Annotated in this window: 25 protein-coding genes and 3 tRNA genes; 17 read left to right on the plus strand and 11 right to left on the minus strand. The window is 44.1% G+C overall.

Going from position 1 to position 23,044, the window contains the following annotated elements; all coding sequences use genetic code 11:
• Nucleotides 1–95 precede the first annotated feature (95 nt).
• Nucleotides 96–1,040: a chemotaxis protein CheV gene (locus GSF04_RS05970; protein ID WP_039494733.1), complete on the minus strand. Its 945-nt coding sequence runs from the start codon at nucleotides 1,038–1,040 to the stop codon at nucleotides 96–98.
• Between the two features lie 122 nt (nucleotides 1,041–1,162).
• On the opposite strand from GSF04_RS05970, the gene GSF04_RS05975 reads away from it, so the two are divergent.
• Entirely contained in the window at nucleotides 1,163–2,242 is a 1,080-nt protein-coding gene (locus GSF04_RS05975; protein ID WP_211859029.1) for a potassium channel family protein, read from the plus strand.
• Nucleotides 2,242–2,424, plus strand: coding sequence for a hypothetical protein (locus GSF04_RS05980; protein ID WP_010374482.1), 183 nt, complete (start codon nucleotides 2,242–2,244; stop codon nucleotides 2,422–2,424). Before GSF04_RS05975 ends, GSF04_RS05980 begins: the two co-directional genes overlap by 1 nt.
• On the opposite strand, the gene GSF04_RS05985 is transcribed toward GSF04_RS05980, so the two are convergent.
• Nucleotides 2,421–2,882 (minus strand): EVE domain-containing protein, encoded by a 462-nt coding sequence (locus tag GSF04_RS05985; protein ID WP_211859030.1) that lies wholly within the window; start codon nucleotides 2,880–2,882, stop codon nucleotides 2,421–2,423. The two genes, GSF04_RS05980 and GSF04_RS05985, sit on opposite strands and share 4 nt — an antisense overlap.
• Before the next feature lie 153 nt (nucleotides 2,883–3,035).
• Between GSF04_RS05985 and tesB the strand changes: the two genes are divergently transcribed.
• The 5 genes from tesB (at nucleotide 3,036) to GSF04_RS06010 (ending at nucleotide 6,813) form a co-directional block, all read left to right on the plus strand.
• Entirely contained in the window at nucleotides 3,036–3,893 is an 858-nt protein-coding gene (tesB, locus tag GSF04_RS05990; RefSeq protein WP_045989393.1) for an acyl-CoA thioesterase II, read from the plus strand.
• Nucleotides 3,894–4,226: 333 nt separating this feature from the next.
• Entirely contained in the window at nucleotides 4,227–4,895 is a 669-nt protein-coding gene (locus tag GSF04_RS05995; protein WP_211859031.1) for a CsgG/HfaB family protein, read from the plus strand.
• 36 nt (nucleotides 4,896–4,931) lie between these two features.
• Nucleotides 4,932–5,276: a DUF4810 domain-containing protein gene (locus GSF04_RS06000; RefSeq protein ID WP_211859032.1), complete on the plus strand. Its 345-nt coding sequence runs from the start codon at nucleotides 4,932–4,934 to the stop codon at nucleotides 5,274–5,276.
• Between the two features lies 1 nt (nucleotide 5,277).
• Nucleotides 5,278–5,937, plus strand: coding sequence for a DUF799 domain-containing protein (locus GSF04_RS06005; protein ID WP_211859033.1), 660 nt, complete (start codon nucleotides 5,278–5,280; stop codon nucleotides 5,935–5,937).
• A gap of 75 nt (nucleotides 5,938–6,012) precedes the next feature.
• Nucleotides 6,013–6,813: a VOC family protein gene (locus GSF04_RS06010; RefSeq protein ID WP_211859034.1), complete on the plus strand. Its 801-nt coding sequence runs from the start codon at nucleotides 6,013–6,015 to the stop codon at nucleotides 6,811–6,813.
• Here the strand turns inward: GSF04_RS06010 and GSF04_RS06015 are convergent.
• Complete coding sequence (locus GSF04_RS06015) at nucleotides 6,810–7,538, minus strand: transporter substrate-binding domain-containing protein (RefSeq protein WP_211859035.1); 729 nt, start codon at nucleotides 7,536–7,538, stop codon at nucleotides 6,810–6,812. The two genes, GSF04_RS06010 and GSF04_RS06015, sit on opposite strands and share 4 nt — an antisense overlap.
• A 157-nt stretch (nucleotides 7,539–7,695) precedes the next feature.
• Between GSF04_RS06015 and GSF04_RS06020 the strand changes: the two genes are divergently transcribed.
• From GSF04_RS06020 to GSF04_RS06030, 3 genes are all read left to right on the plus strand, one after another.
• Nucleotides 7,696–8,361: an SDR family oxidoreductase gene (locus GSF04_RS06020; RefSeq protein WP_010607904.1), complete on the plus strand. Its 666-nt coding sequence runs from the start codon at nucleotides 7,696–7,698 to the stop codon at nucleotides 8,359–8,361.
• Between the two features lie 87 nt (nucleotides 8,362–8,448).
• Nucleotides 8,449–8,820, plus strand: a complete 372-nt coding sequence (locus tag GSF04_RS06025) for a hypothetical protein (RefSeq protein ID WP_211859036.1) — start codon at nucleotides 8,449–8,451, stop codon at nucleotides 8,818–8,820.
• Complete coding sequence (locus GSF04_RS06030; RefSeq protein WP_211859037.1) at nucleotides 8,821–11,154, plus strand: fatty acid cis/trans isomerase; 2,334 nt, start codon at nucleotides 8,821–8,823, stop codon at nucleotides 11,152–11,154.
• A gap of 38 nt (nucleotides 11,155–11,192) precedes the next feature.
• Here the strand turns inward: GSF04_RS06030 and GSF04_RS06035 are convergent, their stop codons facing one another.
• Nucleotides 11,193–11,819, minus strand: coding sequence for a peroxiredoxin-like family protein (locus tag GSF04_RS06035; protein ID WP_069023437.1), 627 nt, complete (start codon nucleotides 11,817–11,819; stop codon nucleotides 11,193–11,195).
• Nucleotides 11,820–11,933: 114 nt separating this feature from the next.
• Between GSF04_RS06035 and GSF04_RS06040 the strand changes: the two genes are divergently transcribed.
• Entirely contained in the window at nucleotides 11,934–12,554 is a 621-nt protein-coding gene (locus tag GSF04_RS06040) for a dUTP diphosphatase (RefSeq protein WP_017219351.1), read from the plus strand.
• Here the strand turns inward: GSF04_RS06040 and yrfG are convergent.
• Complete coding sequence (gene yrfG / locus GSF04_RS06045; protein WP_039494826.1) at nucleotides 12,551–13,210, minus strand: GMP/IMP nucleotidase; 660 nt, start codon at nucleotides 13,208–13,210, stop codon at nucleotides 12,551–12,553. The two genes, GSF04_RS06040 and yrfG, sit on opposite strands and share 4 nt — an antisense overlap.
• A gap of 61 nt (nucleotides 13,211–13,271) precedes the next feature.
• Here yrfG and nudE point away from each other — a divergent pair, with 61 nt between their 5' ends.
• From nudE to GSF04_RS06075, 6 genes are all read left to right on the plus strand, one after another.
• Nucleotides 13,272–13,835 carry an ADP compounds hydrolase NudE gene (gene nudE / locus GSF04_RS06050; protein WP_017219353.1) on the plus strand — a complete coding sequence of 188 codons (564 nt, stop codon included), beginning with the start codon at nucleotides 13,272–13,274 and terminating at the stop codon, nucleotides 13,833–13,835.
• 1 nt (nucleotide 13,836) lies between these two features.
• Complete coding sequence (gene cysQ, locus GSF04_RS06055; protein ID WP_211859038.1) at nucleotides 13,837–14,640, plus strand: 3'(2'),5'-bisphosphate nucleotidase CysQ; 804 nt, start codon at nucleotides 13,837–13,839, stop codon at nucleotides 14,638–14,640.
• A 241-nt stretch (nucleotides 14,641–14,881) separates the two neighbouring features.
• A tRNA-Met gene (locus GSF04_RS06060) sits at nucleotides 14,882–14,958 on the plus strand.
• A gap of 165 nt (nucleotides 14,959–15,123) precedes the next feature.
• A tRNA-Met gene (locus GSF04_RS06065) sits at nucleotides 15,124–15,200 on the plus strand.
• A gap of 165 nt (nucleotides 15,201–15,365) precedes the next feature.
• A tRNA-Met gene (locus GSF04_RS06070) sits at nucleotides 15,366–15,442 on the plus strand.
• Nucleotides 15,443–15,907: 465 nt separating this feature from the next.
• A complete protein-coding gene (locus GSF04_RS06075) occupies nucleotides 15,908–17,497 on the plus strand; it encodes a methyl-accepting chemotaxis protein (RefSeq protein ID WP_211859039.1) in 1,590 nt (529 codons plus the stop codon).
• A gap of 54 nt (nucleotides 17,498–17,551) precedes the next feature.
• Here GSF04_RS06075 and GSF04_RS06080 read toward each other — a convergent pair whose 3' ends face one another.
• From GSF04_RS06080 to GSF04_RS06105, 6 genes are all read right to left on the minus strand, one after another.
• Complete coding sequence (locus GSF04_RS06080; RefSeq protein ID WP_211859040.1) at nucleotides 17,552–18,736, minus strand: dipeptidase; 1,185 nt, start codon at nucleotides 18,734–18,736, stop codon at nucleotides 17,552–17,554.
• 105 nt (nucleotides 18,737–18,841) lie between these two features.
• Nucleotides 18,842–19,087 carry a YheU family protein gene (locus tag GSF04_RS06085; RefSeq protein WP_010607914.1) on the minus strand — a complete coding sequence of 82 codons (246 nt, stop codon included), beginning with the start codon at nucleotides 19,085–19,087 and terminating at the stop codon, nucleotides 18,842–18,844.
• 1 nt (nucleotide 19,088) lies between these two features.
• The gene (locus tag GSF04_RS06090; protein ID WP_211859041.1) at nucleotides 19,089–20,096 is read right to left on the minus strand and encodes a hydrolase; all 1,008 of its coding nucleotides are present in this window, start codon (nucleotides 20,094–20,096) and stop codon (nucleotides 19,089–19,091) included.
• Between the two features lie 247 nt (nucleotides 20,097–20,343).
• Nucleotides 20,344–20,490, minus strand: a complete 147-nt coding sequence (locus GSF04_RS06095; protein WP_010374526.1) for a hypothetical protein — start codon at nucleotides 20,488–20,490, stop codon at nucleotides 20,344–20,346.
• Nucleotides 20,491–20,663: 173 nt separating this feature from the next.
• The gene (locus GSF04_RS06100) at nucleotides 20,664–21,113 is read right to left on the minus strand and encodes a TIGR02444 family protein (RefSeq protein WP_211859042.1); all 450 of its coding nucleotides are present in this window, start codon (nucleotides 21,111–21,113) and stop codon (nucleotides 20,664–20,666) included.
• Nucleotides 21,107–23,035, minus strand: coding sequence for an ATP-binding cassette domain-containing protein (locus tag GSF04_RS06105; protein WP_211859043.1), 1,929 nt, complete (start codon nucleotides 23,033–23,035; stop codon nucleotides 21,107–21,109). The genes GSF04_RS06100 and GSF04_RS06105 overlap by 7 nt, the downstream gene beginning before the upstream one ends.
• Between the last annotated feature and the right edge of the window lie 9 nt (nucleotides 23,036–23,044).

Raw genomic sequence — 23,044 nt, forward strand, 5'->3', positions numbered from 1 at the left:
AAATCCCAGCATATCGCAAAGCAAACCTAACCGAGTAAAGGTAACATTATGATTTATAAAGAAACATAAACTGGTTTTTTATACAGTGTTTATATTTATTTTTGCAAAACGTCCTTCAACCGATTTTGTACCTCTGTTACCAATAAATCGGGTTGGAATTTTGATAGAAACGCATTACAACCCACTTTTTCGACCATGGCATGATTAAAGCTGCCACTGAGTGAGGTATTGAGAATGACATAAAGGTCTTTCAGGCGACTGTCGTTGCGAATTTCATAGGTGAGTCGATAACCATCCATAACCGGCATTTCTGCATCGGTGATCACCGCAAGTAACTCTTTTTGTACGTCGATACCTTCGTCGGCCCAGTGCTTTAACACATTGAGCGCCTCTTGGCCGTCAGTCGCTGGGATGATTTCTATGCCCAATTGTGCCAAGGTATCGGCAACTTGACGACGAGCAGTCGGCGAGTCATCGGCATGTAGAATTTTACGGCCATGAAACTCGTTGATGATATCTTTATCTAGAATGTCTTGCGGGATCTCAACTTTGTACTCAACGATTTCGGCAAGTACCTTTTCTACATCGATAATTTCAACGATGTGCTCAACGCCGTCACGTTTGATTTTAGTCAGTGCGGTGAGGTAGTGATTGCGGCCAACAGACTTGGGGGTTGGCATAATATCGGACCACGTAGTATTGACGATTTGGTCAACTTTACCAACTAAGAAGGCCTGCACTGAGCGGTTGTATTCTGTGATCACTAGGTTGCAGTCTTTGTCTCGGTCGCATGGCGGCATGCATATCGCTTGTCGTAAATCGATAACCGGAATAGACTCGCCACGAATATTGGTTACGCCACATACTTTTGGGTGTGCATTGGGCATTTTATTGAGATGAGGGAGCTTAACAACTTCTTTTACCTTGAAGACGTTGAGCGCAAAAAAGTGGCGGCTATGAAGATGAAACAATAGCAACTCAAGGCGGTTTTCACCCACCAGTTGTGTGCGTTGATCTACTGAGGCCAATACGCCAGCCATGTTAACCCCTCATTACTTCTTGTAACCTTTTCTAAGACTATATCAAAGAAGTCGATATGTCGTGTTGTTTTTTGGCTAAAATCTGCAGTAAGGTAGCAGTATGTATTTGATAGGGAAGCAATATGCCTATAATTTTTAAGCGTTTAGTTGTTTTGATGCGGGCTCATGTGGATAAGGCCAGCTGGCAACTGTTATTTATGGCAACGCTCATTCATATGTCGGTGACTTGGGGGTTGTTATGGCTCAGCAATGAATCGGCATTATTGCCACTGAGCACGTTCTTTTATTACTACGTAGTGACGACTTCAACAGTTGGCTACGGAGACTTTAGTGCAACAACGGATTTTGGCCGTTTAGTCGTTGCCATTATACAGATCCCATTTGGCCTTGCGCTATTTGGTGTGTTATTGGGAAAAGCTGGACAATTTGTGACGTATTGGGTGAGAAGAGGCATGACAGGGGAAAAAGACTTTGCACATTTGCAAAACCACATCGTAATTTTTGGTTGGCATGATGTGAGAACGAAAAAAATGGTGGACTACATTTTAGGTGACAATAAACGCGAAGATAGAAAAATCGTATTAGCCGTCACCGAGGCCATGGAGCATCCGCTGTTGAGTTATCCGGAAGTCGCATTTGCGCGTTTAACCAGCTTTACTGATGACGAACAGCTAAGTCGGATTAACATCGAGCGGGCTGACAAAATCATCATTGATGGCGATGATGATAACCAGACATTTACCACCGCGCTAAAGCTTAGCCGGGTAGTAAAACTCGAAGCTCATATTAGCGCGCACTTCTTGGACGATAGCAAAGCACTGCTTTTAAGAGAGCATTGTAAAAATGTTGAATGCTCAGCATCTATGTCTGCGGAAATCTTAGTGCGAGCAATGCAAGACCCAGGCTCAAGCCGAGTACAAGAGGAATTGCTGTCGACGCTACACGGCGATACGCAATTCAGCTTAGCCTTACCAGCAGAGGTAAGCTGTTTAACCTTTGGTGATATTTTTGGTTATTTTAAACAGCATCATGATGCGACGTTGCTCGGTGTTGCGCACGATATAAATGCGCTAGACATGGATCTAAACCCACCTTTGGATTACAACATCACAGGGGGAGATATTTTGCACTATATTGCACCGCAACGGGTGCTAGCATCAGAGGTTGACTGGTCATCACTATGTTCGAAGAACTCTTCTTGATGATTGCTGTTGTGTGCGCTTACTTACTTCCTGTCGCTTTAGTTGCAGGAAGCAAGCGCAGCAAAGGGCATGAAAAAAACGGCTGGCTGATAGGAACGCTACTATTTTCTTGGGTCGCTTTACTGCTATATATCAGCATAGTGCCTAAACACGGGCGACAAAAAGGCAAAGCAAAACGTTAGCTTTGCCCCGACATCTCTAAAATAATCTGCCACTCAGGTTCGATGATGGGCATGATGGATAACCGTCCCCCTTTTTTTAAAGCCAGCTCGGTGAGCGCAGTGTTGGCTTTTATCGCCTGCAGGGTCACCGGGCGTAGGTGCTGCTCGTATGCTAGAGTGACGCCTACCCAGCGAGGGTTATCGGTGCTTGATTTGGCATCATAATAATCACTGCTTAAGTCAAATTGGTGTGGATCTGGCTCTGCTGCTTTCACCACTTTGGCAATACCGACAACCGCAGGCACTTTACAGCTTGAGTGGTAAATAAACACTGAGTCACCTACATTAACCTCGTCGCGCAGGAAGTTTCTTGCCTGATAATTACGAATTCCCTCCCAAAAAGTTTGCTGCTCAGGCGCGTTTTTTAAGTCATCAATGGAAAATGCATCGGGTTCTGTTTTAAACAGCCAATAAGCCATATGGGTTAGTCCAATAGTTTGAGTTATGATGTATTATACTCATTTGAGCAATGTACTTGGTTTGCTACCAGTCCGAGTCTTACTTGGATTTGGTAAAAGTATTATCTCATTATAACGACTATCGCCAGTTCTACTAGACGTTCGGAGTGCAACATGAGTCAAGTGTTACAAAATCTGTTGGATTTACTCAGCCTTGAAGAAATTGAGCAAGGGATATATCGAGGTCAAAGCCAAGACCTTGGTTTTCCTCAAGTGTTTGGAGGTCAGGTGATGGGGCAGGCGTTGTCCGCAGCAAAATACACCTTACCAGAAGGGCGCTTTGTTAACTCGCTGCACTCTTACTTTTTGCGTCCTGGTGATGCGAGCAAACCCATTGTCTACGATGTCGAAAACATTCGTGATGGTCGCAGTTTTAGCACTCGTAGGATCAGTGCCATTCAATATGGTAAACCGATATTTTACATGACTGCCTCTTTCCAAGGGGATGAGCCGGGCGTTTCTCATCAATCTTTGATGCCGGATGTGCCAGAGCCTGAAACGTTAAAGTCATCACTCCACTTTTATCAAGAACATGCGGACCTCATTCCAGAATCTCTTCGAGCGAAATTTACGCAAGAAATGCCGCTGGATATGCGCCCTGTAAACTTTCAAAATCCATTTAAACCTAAAAAACAGGACCCGGTGAGAAATGTTTGGTTTAAAGCCAATGGTGAGATGCCGGACGACAGAAGGATCCACAACTATTTGCTGGCTTATGCCTCAGATTTTGAATTTTTACCAACAGCACTACAACCACATGGTTTGTCGTTTATGCAGCCAAATATGCAAGTTGCGACAATAGACCATGCGATGTGGTTCCATCGTCCGTTTAGAATGGATGAATGGATTTTATATAGCGTTGATAGTCCGAGCGCGTCTAATGGCCGAGGCCTAGTACGAGGTCAATTTTTTAACCGCCAAGGGGAGTTAGTTGCGTCGACTATTCAAGAAGGTGTGATGCGCCAACGCTAATTTGTTGGAAAGTGTATGGCGCTTTTTAACAGTAATCTTGCTTGGTGCTTTGTGCAGCACTAAGCAAAGCACAAACTTATAAATTCATAACGCTTTGTTGTAGAAAGTTTTTTGTTTTTTTGATGGCCGTTTCTATAGTCGTCTGGACTACTTTTTCCGGTGCTGTATTCGGTTTGATTTTGCACTATCTTTAAAATTCTAACTAGATGTAGCGTTATTGCATTTTTCCCAAACAAAAATTAACACTAAAGTCAGCTAAATTTATCTACATTGTTATTAACAAAACGAATCGTCGCGTCACAGACAGACGCACATGACTCTAGGAGAATGATAATGAATAAACCGCTCGCCACAGTAATTGCATTGACGTTTGTCGGATTAACCGCGGGTTGCGCAACGGAAGCATCAAGAACGGTAGAAGCACCAAAAGTGGCCTCATATAATCAAGTTTACAATGGCCCAAAAAGCCAGTTAGCGGTTGGTAAATTGCAAAACCGTTCAGCTTTTCACAATGGGGTGTTTAGTTCAGGACCGGACCGCTTGGGCTCTCAGGCTAAAACTATTCTGACCACCCATTTACAGCAGAGTAATCGCTTTATTGTTTTAGATAGAGAAAACATGACAGAAATTGCCCAAGAAGCTGGATTTACTGGCGCAAAACAAAGTATTAAGGGTGCTAACTTTGTGATCACGGGAGATGTTTCTGAGTTTGGTCGAAAAGAAGTAGGTGATAAACAATTATTCGGCATTTTAGGTAAAGGAAAATCGCAAATTGCTTACGCTAAGGTAAATCTGAATATCGTTGATGTGACTAGTTCAGAAGTCGTGTACTCGGTGCAAGGTGCTGGAGAATACAGCTTATCTAATCGCGAAGTGGTTGGTTTTGGTGGCACTGCAGGGTATGACTCAACGCTAAACGGCAAGGTACTTGATTTAGCCATTCGTGAGGCTGTCAATAACTTGGTTAGCGGCATCGAGAAAGGCGATTGGAAGCCTTTATAGACAATTCCCACAGCTAATCTAAACCTCAGGTAAATTATGAAGCAAACGGTATTTGTGGCGACTTTACTATTGATATTGTCTGGGTGTCAGAGTACGACACCACAATATTATTACGGTTCTTACGAACGTAACCTCTATGAGTTCTTTCGAGGTGATGGGCAGTCGCTTGAGCAGCAGATCAGTCAGTTAGAGTCAAGCATAGCGCGCGCCGAAGTAAAGCAGATCAGTCCCGCACCAGGCATGTATGCGCATCTCGGTTACTTATATTTGATGCAAGGGGATGACAGCAAAGGTTTTGCGTATTTTGAACAGGAAAAACAACTGTATCCTGAGTCCGGGCAATATATCGACTTTTTACTAAAAAATGCACAGGGAGAATAAGATGAAATGGATTAAAGCGAGCTTGGTGCTTTTGACTTTTGCCTTATTGAATGGCTGTGCGACAGCACCTAAACAGGATTATAGTGCCTTTATCCAAAGCGATCCTAAGTCGATACTGGTGTTACCGCCTATCAATAATTCCAATGAAATTGTTGCACCTTTTGGGGTTATGGCAACGGTGGTGAAGCCACTTGCAGACTCTGGCTATTATGTTTTTCCAGTATCTTTGGTCAATGAGACTTTTAAAAATAACGGCTTAACTGTGGCTCATGATGTTCACAGTGTCGCGATAGACAAGCTCTATGAAATCTTTGCTGCTGACGCTGCTTTATACATAGAGATTCAAGATTATGGTACGTCATACGTTGTATTAGATAGTGACACTACCGTAGCGCTATCGGCAAGGTTGGTTGATTTAAAAACTGGCCAAGTAATTTGGCGTGGTAAGTCAAAAGCGTCAAGTAGTGAAGACAGAGATGACCGTGATAACAGTTTGGCTGGAGCATTGATTGGCGCGGTACTAAATCAGGTGATTGAAAGCACTTCAGATAAAGGATTCGAAGTTTCACAGAAAGCATCACAGAGATTATTATCAGCGGACTCAAGCAATGGTTTGCTTTATGGCGTGCGCTCACCTAAGTATGGGCAAATTGAAAAATAAGCCATATTTTGACTACGCTTTCTTATCGGCTGATTGCTGCTATATTCATTAGACTTTGATTGACAGGTGATCCCCATGGCAATAATTAGTGAATTTAGACCCGGTTATTTTTGTTGGATTGAATTGTGTTCAAGCGATTGGCAGTCAGCAAAACCCTTCTATAGCCAACTATTTGATTGGCAAATTCTTGACCAACCCATTGGTGAAGATTGTTATTACACCATGTTGCAAAAAGAAGTCGATGATGTCGCAGCGATGTATCAGATGACCGCTGAACAACAACAGGGAGGCATGCCTAGTCACTGGCTTGCTTATGTGGCGGTAGACAATGTCGATGAATGTCTAAACAAAGCCAACGAACTCGGTGCTGAAGTGCTTGCAGGCCCTCATGATGTCCCAGGGGCAGGGCGGATGGTAATGTTAAAGGAGCCAGGTGGAGCGGTGTTTGCGTTATGGCAAGAGGGTGGTCATATTGGGACGCAACGTCATCTTGAAGCGAATACTCCTTATTGGTTTGAGCTAGTGAGTAAAAACAGCGCCAAAAGTTGTGACTTTTATTCAGCATTATTTGGGTGGCAAGTCGAAGTCAAAGACATGGGAAATATGGACTACACCTTGTTCAAAGTAAATGAGCAACCTGTCGCTGGCATGTTAGAAATGACGGCTGAATGGGGTGAAGACATTCCTCCGCACTGGATGGTTTACATTGCGGTATTGGACTGCGATAGTAAAGCTGAATATGCCCAAAAGCTTGGCGGAGAAATTTGTGTACCGCCGACAGATATACCAGAAGTAGGTCGCTTTAGCGTGATAACAGATCCTCAAGGGGCGGTATTCTCTATCATAGAATCTGCCATGGATGATATTTCAACTTAATGCATTTCTAATTCAATCACTTTGCCATGGCAAGTGGCAAAGCTCTCAGAGAGCCGGCTTAGAATAGTATCGCGCTCTCCACTACTATTTAGCTGCTTGATAGACGCTGTTAATTTCGGCAGTAGGTCTTGGTGTTTACGATTGATATAGTGATAAATAGGATAACTCGCATCTCGTAGCCTACGCACATAAACTGCGGCGAGCCCTGACTGACATAGCGCACCAAGCGCAAATAAGTCATCAGCTAAAATTTGTTCTACATGACCTTTTTCAAGTGCTTGAAACGCAGAAACATCGTTAGAAACCGCGTTACAGGTCAACTTTTTACGCTGACAAACTTGCTCCGTTATTAAACTGCCTTGTATTACCACATAGTCTTGCCGGGTCGACAAAGTACAATGCTCCTTCTTGAGACAAAACACCGCCATTTGCACGGTTGCAAGTGGTTCGGGTATTTGCAGTAAGTTAGGATAGGCATTTGCAATAGCGCTAGTGCGTCCTGCTTCCGCATCATAAAACCCTTGATCTACATATTCTAATCCGCGCTCACTGGGTAACACGACAAGTGTGGGCGTGATATTCAAAGGTGCGTATATCTTTTGCATGAGTTGTGCGATTTGCTGTTGGCCAAGTTGATAAGCGACCAGCTCGCTGACATTGATTTGGTAGGCGAACGCCGCTTTGTGGATAAAGAAAAGCAAGAGGGTGCTAAGCGCGAGTTTCACAACATATCCTTACGGTTGTCAGAGTTATAACTGTAGCAAAGTTGTCAGAAAGTGAAAAAGTACATCATAAAAATGAATTCAGTCGAGATTGACCTTGAGTTTAGTAAACTCATACCAATTGTAATAGTTTGAGCATAGAAATCGTGAGGAGAAGGATATGACACTACATGTTTTGGTGACCGGTGCTAATCGTGGGATCGGATTAGAGTTTTGTAAACAATACTTATCTCTAGGCTGCAAAGTAACTGCGGTTGTTCGCAAAGCTTCGGCAGAACTAGAATCTCTAGGCGTGGATATCATTGAAGATATAGATGTTGCGACGGAAAATGGCGCGAAAAAGTTATTGGCGGCATTGGGCTCGGAGAAAATAGACATTCTTATTAATAACGCTGGAGTATTTCACAATGAAACGCTAGCGGAAATGGATTTTGAAAATATCGACCACCAATTTAACGTTAATGCGTTAGGGCCAATTCGAGTTACTCATGCACTGCTCGATAACCTCAAAGCTGGTAGTAAAGTTGCCATGATCACAAGTCGTATGGGTTCGATTGCAGATAATGGTTCTGGTGGTTACATTGGTTATAGAATGTCGAAAGCAGCATTAAACGCGGCGAGTGTGAGTATGGCTCACGAGCTGAAAAACCAAGATATCGCTGTTGGACTATTCCATCCTGGCTTTGTACAAACGCAGATGGTGGGATTTGCCGGTGATATTGGTCCAGATGTTGCGGCGGAACGTTTAATTAAGAGAATTGAACACCTAACTATCGAAAACAGTGGTGGTTTTTGGCACTCCAATGGCGACACGCTTCCTTGGTAATCAAGCAGGGCGCATCGTCGCCCCCTTTTCAGCCATCAGCCATCTAACTGTGCTAATATAAAGCAAATACTCAGATGGTAACCTTTGATGGAATTACAACAAGATACCCCATTATCACTGCCGCTTTTTTTGTTAGACGACAACATCGAGAATCGTGATATCGACTCTCCAGATGCTGAAGTATCAGTGATGTTGAGTGAGAACCTCCTTGCTCATTTGTGCCAAAACCCAAAAGAAGATGAGAATATTAGCTTGCATATTGATGACTATGCGCTCAACAACATTAGTTCGACAGTGACTGAGTTGATAGGGGCAGAGCATCAGTTGCAATTGCTCATTAATCGCGGGCCTATTCTCAGTGCTGTGCTGAGCACCAGTAGCGAGGCATTGTTTGTCTCGCCTCCAGTAGAAATGATGCCGACTTTTGATCTTGGGCTGGATGACGACGAGGACGAGTAAATGTCTAAACGTGCACTGTTTTGTGCGGTGATTGTCGCCGTGCTTTCTGGCTGTGTGGCTTTGGGCGTGTCTAAATATGATGATATGTTTGGACCGGAGCAACCCCAAGCACGAATCGAACAATATCACCAAGGCGGTGCACGTTACTTACAAAGCGTGAAGCCCATTTTGGAGTCGCGTTGTGTGGTTTGCCATGGTTGTTATGACGCACCCTGCCAGCTCAAATTGTCATCTCCAGAAGGAATAGATAGGGGATTGTCGAAGGAATTAGTGTATGACGGCACGCGGTTGTTAGCACAAACACCAACCCGACTGTTATTCGATGCCCAAACCACGACACAGTGGCGCGAGCGTGGTTTTACCCCAGTGCTGAATGAGCGCAATCAATCTGAATACGGCAACCTAGCTGGAAGTGTGCTTTATAATAGCTTGCTGTTAAAAATGTCTCATCGTTTTCCTGAGCAAGGCATCTTGGGTAAAGAGTTTGATTTCTCTTTAGATCGAACGCAGTCTTGCCCAACCATGGATGAATTTTCTACCCTTGCGAAACAGCAGCCTCATGCGGGTATGCCCTACGGCTTACCAGCGCTCACACATGATGAATTCAAAACCTTGGAAGCCTGGCTGCAAAGTGGCAGTAAAATGAGCCAGATTGCAAAGCCAAGTGTTGCAGCACAAAAAGAAGTGAAAAAGTGGGAACAATTTCTTAATCAGGACTCCAATAAGCACCGCCTTGCCGCGCGTTATATTTTTGAGCATTGGTATTTAGCTCATATCTACTTCCCTCACTTGGATGACCCTGCGTTTTTCCAATTGGTACGCTCAAGCACGCCGCCTGGCCAGCCAGTCGCGCTGGTGAGCTCGGTACGTCCGTTTGACGATCCTAAGATCGATAGAGTGTATTATCGATTGATGCAAGTGCGCAGTACCATTTTGTCAAAAACTCACATGCCACTGGCATTGAACGACGCTAAGCTATCACGGTTACATCAGCAATTTTATGCAGCGGATTATCACGTGGATGAACTGCCAGGTTATGAGCCAGAGCTTGCAGCAAATCCATTTAAAGTATTCAAAGATATTCCGGTCAATTCTCGTTATCAATTTATGCTGGATGAGGCCGAGTTAATTGTAAAAGGCTTTATCAAAGGCCCTGTATGTCGGGGTCAAATAGCGCTTAACGTCATTAACGACCATTTTTGGGTGGCGTTTGTTGATCCTGAAAAAAATAGCAATGAAGCGGTGAACCAGCTGCTGCTTAAACATGATGAAGATTTGGTGCTACCTGCGGCTGAGCAAAGTAATGCGTTACCGCTTTCCAGTTGGGCAAAATATGCCACTAAGCAGCAGGATTACTTACGTGCTAAAACAGAGCTTGCAGATAAGATGTTTGCCGATGGGCAGCGCCTCAATATGGACTTGATTTGGCGTGGAGAGGGGGAAAATCCGAATGCAGCATTAACTATCTTCCGTCATTTTGATAGCGCAACGGTGGTTAAAGGTTTTATTGGTCAGCCTCCCAAAACAGCTTGGGTATTAGACTATGCCTTATTCGAGCGCATTCACTACTTGCTGGTGGCGGGCTTTGACGTGTATGGCAACATTGGTCATCAGTTGATCACACGCTTATATATGGACTTTTTGAGGCTTGAAGGTGAGCAAAACTTTTTAAATTTACTGCCACTTAGTCATCGTCAGGAAATTAAACGCTATTGGTATCGTAAGTCACACTTGAGCTTAAGTGAGTTTATCAATCGCAAATCACTAATCGGTGCGCCAACGGGGATAAAATACGAAACGGACGATCCAAAGCAAGAGCTGTATGACAAATTGCATGCTGTGCTGAAGCCCGTTCTAAATAGGGATTATGACTATCAAGCCGTCGGCAAGCCATTGCAGGCACTCAATAGCATGTCCGTTAGGGCGATTAATTTGCTTCCTCAGGTCTCGTTTATTATTACTAAACAAAGTGACGGTTCACATCAAGCGTTCTCGCTATTACACCATAATGCCCACTACAACATCTCCAGTTTGTTAAATGAAGAAGGGCAAAGAGCGTATACCGAAGACACAGCGACGATTGTGCCAGGTTTTATCGGAGATTACCCAGAGGCAATTTGGTATTTAGAAAGCGAGGCAGCACAAGAGGACTTCGTCTCATCATTTAGCCAAATGAATAGTGAGTCTGATTACCGAGCGCTACGAGCGCAATATGGGATCCGCAGGACTCACCCAGAGTTTTGGCGTTACAGTGATTTAATCCACGATATTGCCAAGCAAACACGTGGCGTTGAATATGGTTTATTTGACTATAACAGGTTAGAAAACCGCTAAAAATGGAGTCTTCGGACTCCATTTTTTATGTGCTTTTTCTATAGTTGACTAGCTGCTTTTACCGCGGCTAGTAGCACGCTTTCATCCAGTCTCACTTTGTAATTTGGGTTTGCATATTGAAATTGGATCAAGCCTTTCTTATCTACTACAAATACCGCTGGCACCGGCAAGGCAACTTTATCGTTTCCCTCAAAATCAACAAAATTTACGCCCAACTTGTTGCGATAAGCAAGGGCTGTTTTATCATCTAGGAAATAGGCGAGACCTAACGCTTGGCTCATACGCATTTCGTTATCAGACAACAGTTGGTAGTGAGGGGATTCAATTGTACTTTTTGCCAGCGCCTCAGGTGAGTCTGGTGCGATTGCAATAATTTGTGCTCCCATTTTAACAAGCTGTGGTTCAATTTCTTGGATACCCGCGAGCTGTCTTGAACAGTATGGACACCAGCCACCACGATAAACCACCAGTACGGTGATATTTTCTTTATAGCGTGTCGCGAGGTCGACAGTTTTACCTGACTTATCTTTGAGTTGTAATGCAGGGGCATCAATGCCTGGAAGGAGTGGACTCACTTGCTCAGGTGCTGCGGCGATATTAGTGATTTCAGCTGCGCTGACAAAGGCTGAACAAGCCAAAGCGAGCGATAAAATAAAATGACGCATAAAAAGTTCCTAGGGTTTCAAGTTGATATCGACTCAGAAGACCTAAGCGCTGGCGAAAATCTTTCACTTCGGTATGATATCGCTCGTAATTGATTTCCATGAAGAGAGAGCACAATGTCTGCAAACATCACTAAGCTTGTGGTTATGCTAGAAATGCAACATGCCATGAACACCAAAGTACACCAACAATGGTTTGAACAAGGGTTTGAATGGTACCGCGCAATTTGGGTTGAGTGTGCAGAAATGCTAGATCACTACGGTTGGAAATGGTGGAAAAAGCAAACGCCAGATACTGAGCAAGTGATTTTAGAGCTAGTGGATATTTTTCATTTTGGCTTGTCTTTACGTATCGATGGCGAAACGTCATTTGAGCAACTAGCGACTCAATTAGAGGCTGAATTGGCAAAGCCAACTACCGCAGAAGACTTCAAAGAAACCCTTGAATTACTTGCAAGTGCGGCTGTAACCAAACGCGAGTTTGATGCTCATGCGTTTGCGGGTTGTATGCAGCAAATCGGGATGTCTATTGATGACCTATACCGTGGATATGTCGGTAAAAACACGCTTAACTTCTTCCGCCAAGATCATGGCTATAAAGATGGCTCTTACATCAAGGTATGGAATGGCCAAGAAGATAACGAACACCTAGTCGAAGTGGTGAAAAGTCTAGATACAGCGCACCCAGACTTTAAAACACACGTGTACGACGGCTTAAAAGCTCGCTACCCAGCTTAATCTATAATAGGTAGCAAGGTACGGTAATCGGAGACTGAGAGATATTCAGTGATCTCTCGTTCTGGTTGCCGACTATCAGGATTAGCAACGGCAAGCAAATGGCCAATACCAAACTCTTGCGCAGCATTTAACACGCTAATGCTATCGTCCACAAATAAAGTGCGGGACTTATCAAAGCCCAAATCACGCTCTACCTGTTGCCACAACATTTGACTTTCCTTACTTACGCCATATTCATGGGTTGAAACCAATTTGTCGAGATACTTATCGAATTGGGTACGCTCAATTTTCAAACTTAGACTGTTTGGGTGAGCGTTGGTCAACAAGATAAGCTGTTTTCCACTCTTTCTTAAGGCCTCTAAAAACGCAGGTACATCCTCACGAATTGAGATCAAGTGTTGCACTTCACGTTTAAGCTCCATAATGGGTAGCTGTAGTTGCTCCTGCCAATAATCTAGGCAATACCATTCTATCTGGCCCATTACCGCGTCATAACGGGCGAGGATGTCGGCCCTTGCAGCCTCAAGGGTTAAGCCTTGACGTTTTGCGTGTGCCTTAGGCACGACGTCGAGAAAAAAGTGATTATCAAAATGGAGGTCGAGTAATGTGCCATCCATATCTAACAAAACGGTATCGATATTTGACCAATTTAGCATAGGCATTTAACTTCAAAGGCTTTATGATTAGGTTATTCGCCATGATAGCAAATAATGATCTATGTCACATAAAAAGCATCCCACACCACCAGAAATTTTAGCTTGCGACGTCGTGGCTAAAAGCAAATTGTTCACGGTAGAAGCACTTTCGTTATCTTTTTCGAATGGCGAGCAACGAGAATACGAAAGAGTCCGTGGCGGTGGCCGTGGCGCAGTAATGATCGTGCCCATAACTGCTGATAATGAGCTATTATTAGTGAGAGAATACTGTGCAGGAACACATGACTATCAACTCGGCTTTCCCAAAGGGCTAATTGACCCTGGCGAAACCCCGGTGGAAGCGGGTAACCGAGAGCTAAAAGAAGAAGTGGGTTTTGGTGCAAATGCTTTCTCTGAACTCAAAGTAGTGTCACTGGCACCGAGTTACTTTAATGCCAAAATGCATATTTTGGTCGCTAGTGAACTTTACCCTGAACAGCTTGAAGGTGATGAACCAGAACCACTGGTAGTAGTGAAGTGGCCGCTAGATAAATTATATGATCTGTTACATCAAGAGGACTTTACTGAAGCAAGAAGTGTCGCGGCACTACTGTTATTAAAAGCACATTTGAATCTGGAGGCGTAAATTGCAGTCCTATTTAGAGCCTTGCATCGTACTGGCAAAACGTGCCGGTGAAGCCATTATGGCAATTTATCAAGCCGATGATATTGGTAAAAAAGAAAAGTCTGACCACACTCCTGTCACTGCCGCAGATTTGGCATCTAATGAGATCTTAATGGCGGGTCTTGCTGAAATAGCACCTGACATTCCGGTAATGTCTGAAGAAACACCAATTCCACCATTGAGTGAGCGACAAAGTTGGCAGCGCTACTGGTTACTCGATCCTATGGATGGCACAGGGGAGTTTATTCTTGAAAGCGGTGACTTTGCCGTCAATATTGCGCTCATTGAAAATAATCATCCTGTGTTAGGCGTCATTTACTGGCCATCTCAAGGGCTGACATATTACGCCAGCAAAGATGAAGGTGCGTTTAAACGTAGTGACTCGGGTGAAAGTCAACGTATTTTCGTCTCGCCAAGAGAAACGCTCACATTGGCTGTAAGCCGTAGACAAAAGCTTGAAGCGGTAAGTCAGTACTTAAATAGTCAGTTCGACACCGTGGCACTTGGGTCATGTTCATTAAAAGCCTGCATTATCGCAGAAGGTAAGGCGGATTGTTTTTTACGAGTAGGACCAACGGGTGAGTGGGATACTGGCGCGTCACAAATCATCGTCGAAGAAGCCGGGGGTTGTATTACCGATGCTGAGTTTAACCCGTTGACCTACAATCGACGAGAAACTACCGAAAACCCAGACTTTATTGTTATGGGGCATCCCGATTGGCAATGGCAAAAGTTGATCAGTCCACATCATCGAACGATAGAATAAATAACGGTTTAAGTTGAAGGCTGTGGGATTTTTGCGCACTTGAATTGTTTTAAGCGTTAAATCCCTTGCAATAAAATTTTAATCCATTATTATAGCGGCCTCTTGAAAAGGAAGTCCTTTTTAAGAATATACAGGCGCGGGATGGAGCAGAATGATAAATCATTCGTCGAGCTCGCTAAACCTGGAAAGAATCGAAGGTCGTCGGTCCCCGACGAAGCATAGATTCACAAAAATATACAGGCGCGGGATGGAGCAGCCTGGTAGCTCGTCGGGCTCATAACCCGAAGGTCGTCGGTTCAAATCCGGCTCCCGCAACCAACATCAGTTGGATGTATAAAGTCTAAAGTACAAGACTCAAAATTAAGTACAAATACAGGCGCGGGATGGAGCAGAATGATAAATCATTCGTCGGACTCGCTAAACCTGGAAAGAATCGAAGGTAGTCGGTCCCCGACGAAGAATAGATTCACAAAAATATACAGGCGCGGGATGGAGCAGCCTGGTAGCTCGTCGGGCTCATAACCCGAAGGTCGTCGGTTCAAATCCGGCTCCCGCAACCAACATCAGTTGGATGTATAAAGTCTCAAGTACAAGACTTAAAATTAAGTACAAATACAGGCGCGGGATGGAGCAGAATGATAAATCATTCGTCGGACTCGCTAAACCTGGAAAGAATCGAAGGTCGTCGGTCCCCGACGAAGAATAGATTCACAAAAATATACAGGCGCGGGATGGAGCAGCCTGGTAGCTCGTCGGGCTCATAACCCGAAGGTCGTCGGTTCAAATCCGGCTCCCGCAACCAATTTTTAATTGGACTGCACAATCTAAAGAATTACTCCAAAACTCGTCGGTTCACTCTTCATAAATTAATAGCTCCCGCAACCAATTTTTAATTGGACTGCACAATCTAAAGAATTACTCCGAAACTCGTCGGTTCACTCTTCATAAGCTAATGGCTCCCGCAACCAATTCTTAATTGGACTGCACAATCTAAAGAACTCGTACAAAAGTCGTCGGTTCACTTTTCATAAATTAATGGCTCCCGCAACCAATTTTATTGGTGCTGAAGTTTTATAGTTAGCCTACTTTTCCTACACAATCTAAAACTTCATACTATTGATTCTGAAGCTGAGTATTTACTCTCTAGGTCATCGCCTCAATTTTCATCTTTTCAGCATTAAACTCGGTAGCTATATGCTGCGAATATTTGTCTATAAATCTTTATATGGTCTAGGCTTTTACTATCTCTTATTTGAGGTGTATGAAGATGGATTTACATAGTATTCGAGTCAAAAGTTCATTGCCTACGGCTATGTTGACGATCGTGCTGCTATTTGTGTTTTTTGGTTTTTCGGTGTTGCTCAATAAGGTGCAATCGGCACTTGAGATCCAAACTGAAAACTATTTAAAAGCGGTGTCAGTGGTACTCAATGCGGATAGAGACTTTTATCAAGCTCAAGAAGCCTACCTCAAATTATTAGCTGGTGAAGATAAGTGGGCGGATTTTGAAGAAAACGCCGAGCAGGTGAAACAGCGCTATAAAAAGTATCTTCAGTTTATGTCACTCCACCAGAGTGAGCTGGGTAGTTTTGCAACTTTTGATGCGGACTTTCAAAGTTGGTATCGCGTGACGGTGACGAGTATTAAAACCCCAACAGATAAAGCGCTTCAAACTGAGTCGGCTAAGTTATTTGGTGCAGTTCGTGATGTGCTTGATAAAGCCGGTGAATTAGCCGATGAAAAATCTGCTGCAAGTCGCGCGTTAGTCGTTGCTGAGGTTACTCAGATAAAGTGGGGTCTTGGTGTTGGTGCCTTGCTCCTACTTGGTATTGCTTGTTGGATTGCTTATCGGATCCCTCGTCAGCTAGCAAAGCAGATAAACTTTGTGTCAGATAGGATCTCTGAAATTGCCTCTGGAGACGGAGACTTAACTGGTCGCATTGAAATCAAAGGAAATGATGAGTTTGCAAAGCTATCGCTAAACTTTAATCATTTTCTCGAGAGTTTACAGGCGATGGTTACAGCGCTTGTGAAAGATGGTGGCGAGCTGTCGAGTTTGTCGTCAAAACTCAGTCATTATGCCACACAGTGCCATAACTTAATCGACTCGCTTGGTAAGTCATCACATACCATTGTTAGCGCGGTGAATCAGCTAAGTCACTCAAGTCAAGAAGTCTCGTCGGTGGCAGAAAACTCATTGAAAGAAGCTGAAGCTTCACATCGCTACGCAGCACAAGGTAAAACGGTGTTGGCTGATTCAAAACAAAAAATCACTCATCTTGCTGATAATATGGAAGCGGCACTCTCCAGTTCGTTAGCTTTACAAAAAAACTCTGAAAACATTACGCAAGTGCTCGATGTTATTCGCGGGATCGCTGAGCAAACCAATTTATTAGCGCTCAACGCGGCAATTGAAGCGGCAAGAGCGGGTGAACAAGGTCGTGGGTTTGCTGTGGTAGCTGACGAGGTTAGGTCACTGGCCACTCGAACACAAGACAGTACTAATGATATTCAGAAGATGTTAGAAGCATTCTCACATAGCGTAGAGGACTCACAAAAAACCATTGAAGATGGTAAGCAGTATGTTGATGTTGCAGTAGAAAGTTTTACGAAGGCAACGGAGCTATTGGAGTTAATTGCACAAAGTGCGGTGAAAGTGACTGGGCTTTCAGAGCAAACCGCTCATGCGACTCAGCAGCAAAATGCAGTGTCTACTGAGATTAGCAGTAATCTAACTGATTTAAATGACAAAACATTGGATGGCGAGCGGTTGTCTGGAGAAACGCATCAAATTTCGGATGATGTGCTGCGAGTCACCAGTAAATTGGTGGATGAATTATCCCAGTTTAAAGTCTAAGGTCTTGTAAGGTGTGCCGTGCGGCACACCTGATGAAATCAGTCTTTTGAACAGCTATTTAGCAAATTTCTTTGCGTAAGCCTCAGCTTGTTTCCACACGCGTAGGGTATTGCCACCTAAAATCTTTTTGATATCAGCGTCACTGTAGCCTCTATCCAAAAGACCTTGCACAAGATTTGGATACGTTGACACGTCTTTCAAGCCAACCGGTAGTGAGTCACCCACACCATCGTAATCTGAACCAATGCCTACATGATCTATCCCTATCAACTTAACGACGTGGTCAATGTGATCTAGCACTTGATCAAGTGTGGCAAATGGGAACGGATTTTTTGCTCTAAACGCCGCTCTAAAATCGGTGCGATCTTTGTCTTTGGCTTCTTTTTGTGCTTCGTCACGCTTGTCATACCAAGCCCCAGCTTTTGCTGTCACAAAGCTCGAACCAAAGTTAATTTGGATCACACCACCATTTTTTGCCAAGGCTTTGAGCATTTCGTCATCCATATTGCGCTCGAATCCTGGGGTGTATTTGCGCAGGGATGAATGTGAAGCAACGACCGGCACTTTTGAAATGTCCATAACCTGATAAAAGGCGTCATCGGAAATATGTGATACATCAATGAGCATACCAATCTTGTTCATTTCAACCACAAGCTCTTTACCAAATGGGCTTAAGCCTTTCCATTTACGGCGTACGTCATAAGAAGAGTCAGCAATATGGTTGCTTTGCGAGTGTGCTAAGGTGATATAGCGTACGCCACGGTCATAAAAATGCTTAAGGTTTTCCATCTCACCTTCAATGGGCGAGCCATTTTCCATGCCCATCGCGATAGACATAATACCACTGTCAAATTGCGCATAAATGTCGTCGGTATTGTAAGCCATTGCAAATTTATCTGGTGCGCGATGTGCTAAGGCTTCCATACCGTCAATCAGTTGATTGGCGAGTTGATAGCTTTTACCTTTACCTTCAAATTCTAAATTAGCAGGAATATAAATAGACATAAATGGCGCATTAAGACCGCCTTTTACCGCGCGAGGGTAATCAAAATCACCGCCTTCGGTTGCTTGGCTAACATCATCCCATTTACTTTGGATGCGATATGGAACGTCGATGTGTGTATCAATTAGGATGTTATCGTGAGCGAGTTTAACTGCGCGCTCAGAGGCTTTGTATTCAGTTGCATAAGCGGTAGAAACAGCCAGCGCGAGGGCGCAAAGAGCAGTGCCGAGCTTCATAAAATTGCCTTTCCTTTATAGTTATAGAAATTTGATTGTAACAACTCCTGTCACTTCGACAACTGTTTACGATTAGCGCTAAATACAAAGAAAGCTGAAGGTTTTTTAATATTCGTAATCTTCTTGTGCTTGCATTGCTTGAAATTGTTGTTTGCTAACAATATTCACCGACTCATGTAATTCCGAGAAAACGATCAGTGCTTCTCCGGATTTTAGCTGTGCTTTCACTTGCGCGACTTTGCTCTCGGTGCTGACTTCAGTATCGCCATAGTCTGTTCCTTCACGCAGCACATAGTGCTCAATAAGGTTGTCCAGCGTCTCTTGCGGAAGTTGTTGATAGGGAATGAGCATACTACTTAGCCTTACTATAAATTTGCTGTAAATATTGTGGAATAACGCTTTCTAGCCAAAACCTAGGTTTAAAGGGATTACTTCCCGAAATAAATCCTACGTGACCACCGTGCGGACTCACTGCGAGCGTCACCGGTGAGTTAACCTGAGCGGCTGTAGGCACGGCTTGTGGTGATAGCATGGGGTCATCTTCGGCGTGGATCAGGAGTGTTGGTGTCGTGATCTGGGTTAAGTAGGGCTGCGAACTTGCTTGTGCGTAATAGTCTTCCGCGCCGTTAAAACCATGCAGCGGTGCCGTTATCTTATCATCAAATTGCCATAGGTCATCAATGGCATAAAGGGCGGGCTTGTCTATCCTAATTTGCGACTGGATGGTGTCTAGCTTACGTGAAAAAGACTTCTTCATCCTGTCTAGCAAGTATTTTTGATAGAGTTTAAAGCAGCTCTTTCTGATCACCTGACAAGAGGAAGAAAGGTGATAAGGCGCTGAGACGACAACGCCAGCCTCAAGACCGCTTTGCGATTTGGTTTCTCCCAAGTATTTGGCAAGTACATTGCCACCGAGCGAAAAGCCAACCGCAAATAATGGCCGTTTAGGAAAACGGGCTTTTAGCGTATCTATAAAAAAGCCAAGATCTGAGGTTTCGCCGCTATGATAAGCCCTGGCTTGGCGGTTCACTTCACGTGAGCAGTTGCGAAAGTGCATCAGTACGGCATCAAAACCATGGTGTACCAACGCTTTTAATAGGCCTTTTGCATAAAAGCTGTTGATATTGCCTTCTAGTCCATGCAATACCACAACCAAAGGTGCTGATTTATCGCCGTGTTTTGCCCATGCAAGTTCTAAAAAGTCATCGTCTGGTGTGTCTAGTGTTTCATAGTCGACGGGCACATGTAATCTCGGCCTAAAGAATCGCGGAAGTATGGTTTGGGCATGGCGGTTGCGCATCCACCAAGCGGGTTTAAATTCGTAATTATCGGCTGTTATTGTTTTCATGGCTTGATTCATAATAGAAACTGCGTCTTTTTGACGGTTGCTCGCAAAGCAAAGAAAGGAAGCTATCCAGTTGCAAAACACTTTTTAGCCAGTTTAACGTATTATCAGTTGAGGGTTAAGCAAATAAAAAGCACCCGACCAGTAAACTGATAAGGTGCTTTGTGCGTCGTGCTTAATTCTGCAAGTTGGGGAACTACGTCGAGCCGATCTTCTACTACTTATTCTTCAATCGCCCCAAGGTAATACATTTAAATCTGTTCTATTGTTCGTTAGGTACTTCAGCGTCCATGACTTTTTTAATGAAAAAGTAGACGTAATAACAGCACAGCAAAATTACAATCCCTAAAAAGCCAAAAGACAGAAACAACACAGGGTCGGAAAAAAAGTCTCTAAAGAATACGTTCATGGCTGTGCCTCCTAATTTGTCGATGAGTAAATAGTAGTGGAGGTCTGGGGGGCTTGATATGATCAAGATCAAGTTTCAATCCTGAGTGAAATTAAACCTAGGCAAAGGCTTGATCTCGATCAGGTTTTATATCTAAGTTGGGTAAATAACAGAGCTTATATTGATTTAATGGCTTAGAAGTCAGTCGTATTGAATAAAGCGTCGTACTCACTCTGACTCAAATAGAGCAGCACATTGCTACTTGATTGCAGTGGCGCAGACGAAAAGCGCTTTAATGTCTCCAGCAATAGCGCTTGTTGACGCTTTTCAAGCTCAAGCTCTGCAGTCAGCATCGCAGCTCGTAACTTTTGATAGTCTTGGTAGTCTTGATGATGTGTTTTTAGGGTATGGCGGATCGCGCGTTGGGGTTGTAGCACCGCTTGGTCAAATTGCTTAGCAGTCTTTACCAGTGCGGCTAGGGTGTCGGGGGTAATCGTCAGTGCTAAAGTGTCTAGGTAACAAAGTAACAGGCACAGGTTGATATTTTTGCCTGCAACATCTTGCAAATTCAGCAGCCGCGATTGCATTTGCGGGCGGCTGTAGAATTCACAGGCAAACTGCCAAAAGTCTTCACGACTTAGCATATCTCTCCAGTTTCATCGAAATGGTTTTGCTTTTCTTCTAACTCTTCCAGTGCCATCAATAAGTTTTCTTCTGTGTCATTAAGCTCAGGGGTTATCTTGGCTTGTTTTGCCAGTAAGTCACTTAATTTTGCTTTGTTCTCGTCCGTGTATAGGCTGTTGTCAGCCAAAGCTTGCTCAATTTCGTCAGCTTGCTCAGTGAGCTTGTCGAGCTGTTTTTCGAGTTTTTCAATCGACTTTTTCAACGGCTGAATGGTTTTTCTGAATTCGGCTTCAAGACGCTTTTGCTCTTTACGATTGGCATTAGAGTTTTGCTTTGGTTCAGCCTCTGAGCCACTTGGTTTCGCTTGCTCTTTATTGGCATTCATGAGCCATTGGTAATAAGCATCTAAGTCGTAGCCGAACTGAGAAACGGTTCCATTATCAACTAAATAGTACTCGTCAGCGGTATTTTTCAGCATGTGGCGATCATGGGAAACCGTGACCATTGCACCCTCAAAACCTTGTAAGGCCATCACAAGTGCGTGTCGCATTTCTAAATCTAGGTGGTTGGTCGGCTCATCGAGTAACAGCAAGTTCGGTTTTTGATATACCAACATTGCAAGTACGAGTCGTGCTTTTTCGCCACCAGAAAACGGCGCAACGGGTTCGAGGGCCTTATCACCATGAAAAGCAAAACCGCCCAAGAAATCACGAATAAGCTGCTCTGGTACTTTAGGGTCTAGACGTTGAATATGGGTAACCGCACTGGCCTCAAGATCGAGAGACTCAAGCTGATGCTGAGCAAAATAGCCTACATTTAATCCTTGGTGTTGGAACACTTCACCAGCTTGTGGGGTTAAATCGCCGGCAAGTAACTTGATTAGGGTCGATTTACCAGCGCCGTTACGGCCAAGTAACGCAATACGGCTACCTGGGACCAGATTAAGCTTGATGTCATGCAAAATGGTAACGTCACCATAGCCCGCTTTGGCTTGCTCTAGTGTCATCAATGGATTAGGCAAGCTCGTTGGATCTGCAAATTCAAAATTAAATGGTGAATCTGCATGAGCGGGCGCGAGCATTTCCATGCGTTCAAGGGCCTTCACACGACTTTGCGCTTGTTTTGCTTTACTCGCTTTCGCTTTAAAGCGGGTAATAAACTTCTCTAAATGTGCAATCGTTTCTTGTTGCTTCTCGTAAAGCGCTTGGTGCTGTGCCATGCGCTCTGCTTTTTGACGCTCAAACTGAGAATAGTGACCTTTATAAACGTTGATCTGCTGTTGGTCGATATGCCAAATCTCGCTAACAACCGCATCTAAAAATTCGCGGTCGTGAGAAATAAGCACTAATGTACCCTGATAGGCGCGCAAAAAGCGTTCTAGCCAATAAACAGCGTCCAAGTCCAAGTGGTTGGTTGGCTCATCCAGAAGCAATAAATCGGCATCGCGGATCAGCGCTTGCGCAAGGTTCAAGCGCATGCGCCAGCCACCAGAAAAGTCGCTAACGGCAAACTCAATCTGTTCATTGCTAAAACCAAGGCCATGGAGTAGTTCACCCGCTTTGGCTTCAATACTATACCCTTTGATGTTCTCTAGCTGTTGGTGTGCTTTTGCTTGTAGTTCCCCATCACCGTCCCGCTCCGCTTGTTGTAGCTGCGTTCTCAATACATAGTATTCAGGGTGTCCCTGTAGTACATACTCGAGGGCGCTAATGGAGAGTGCTGGGGTTTCTTGTTTTACCGATGCAATAGACCAATCTTTTGGAATAGAAAAATCACCCGAATCGAGTTGCAGCTCACCTTTTAGCAGCGCAAAGAGAGATGATTTACCACAGCCATTGGCACCGACAAGGCCCGCCTTATGTTGTGGATAAAGCGTTGCATTAGCTTGTTTTAGCAGTGTTTTACTGCCACGAAGTAGCTCGATATCAGAAAGTTGGATCATAATTCTAAA

The organism is Pseudoalteromonas sp. A22, from assembly GCF_018141345.1.
Taxonomy (GTDB): Bacteria; Pseudomonadota; Gammaproteobacteria; order Enterobacterales; family Alteromonadaceae; genus Pseudoalteromonas; species Pseudoalteromonas maricaloris.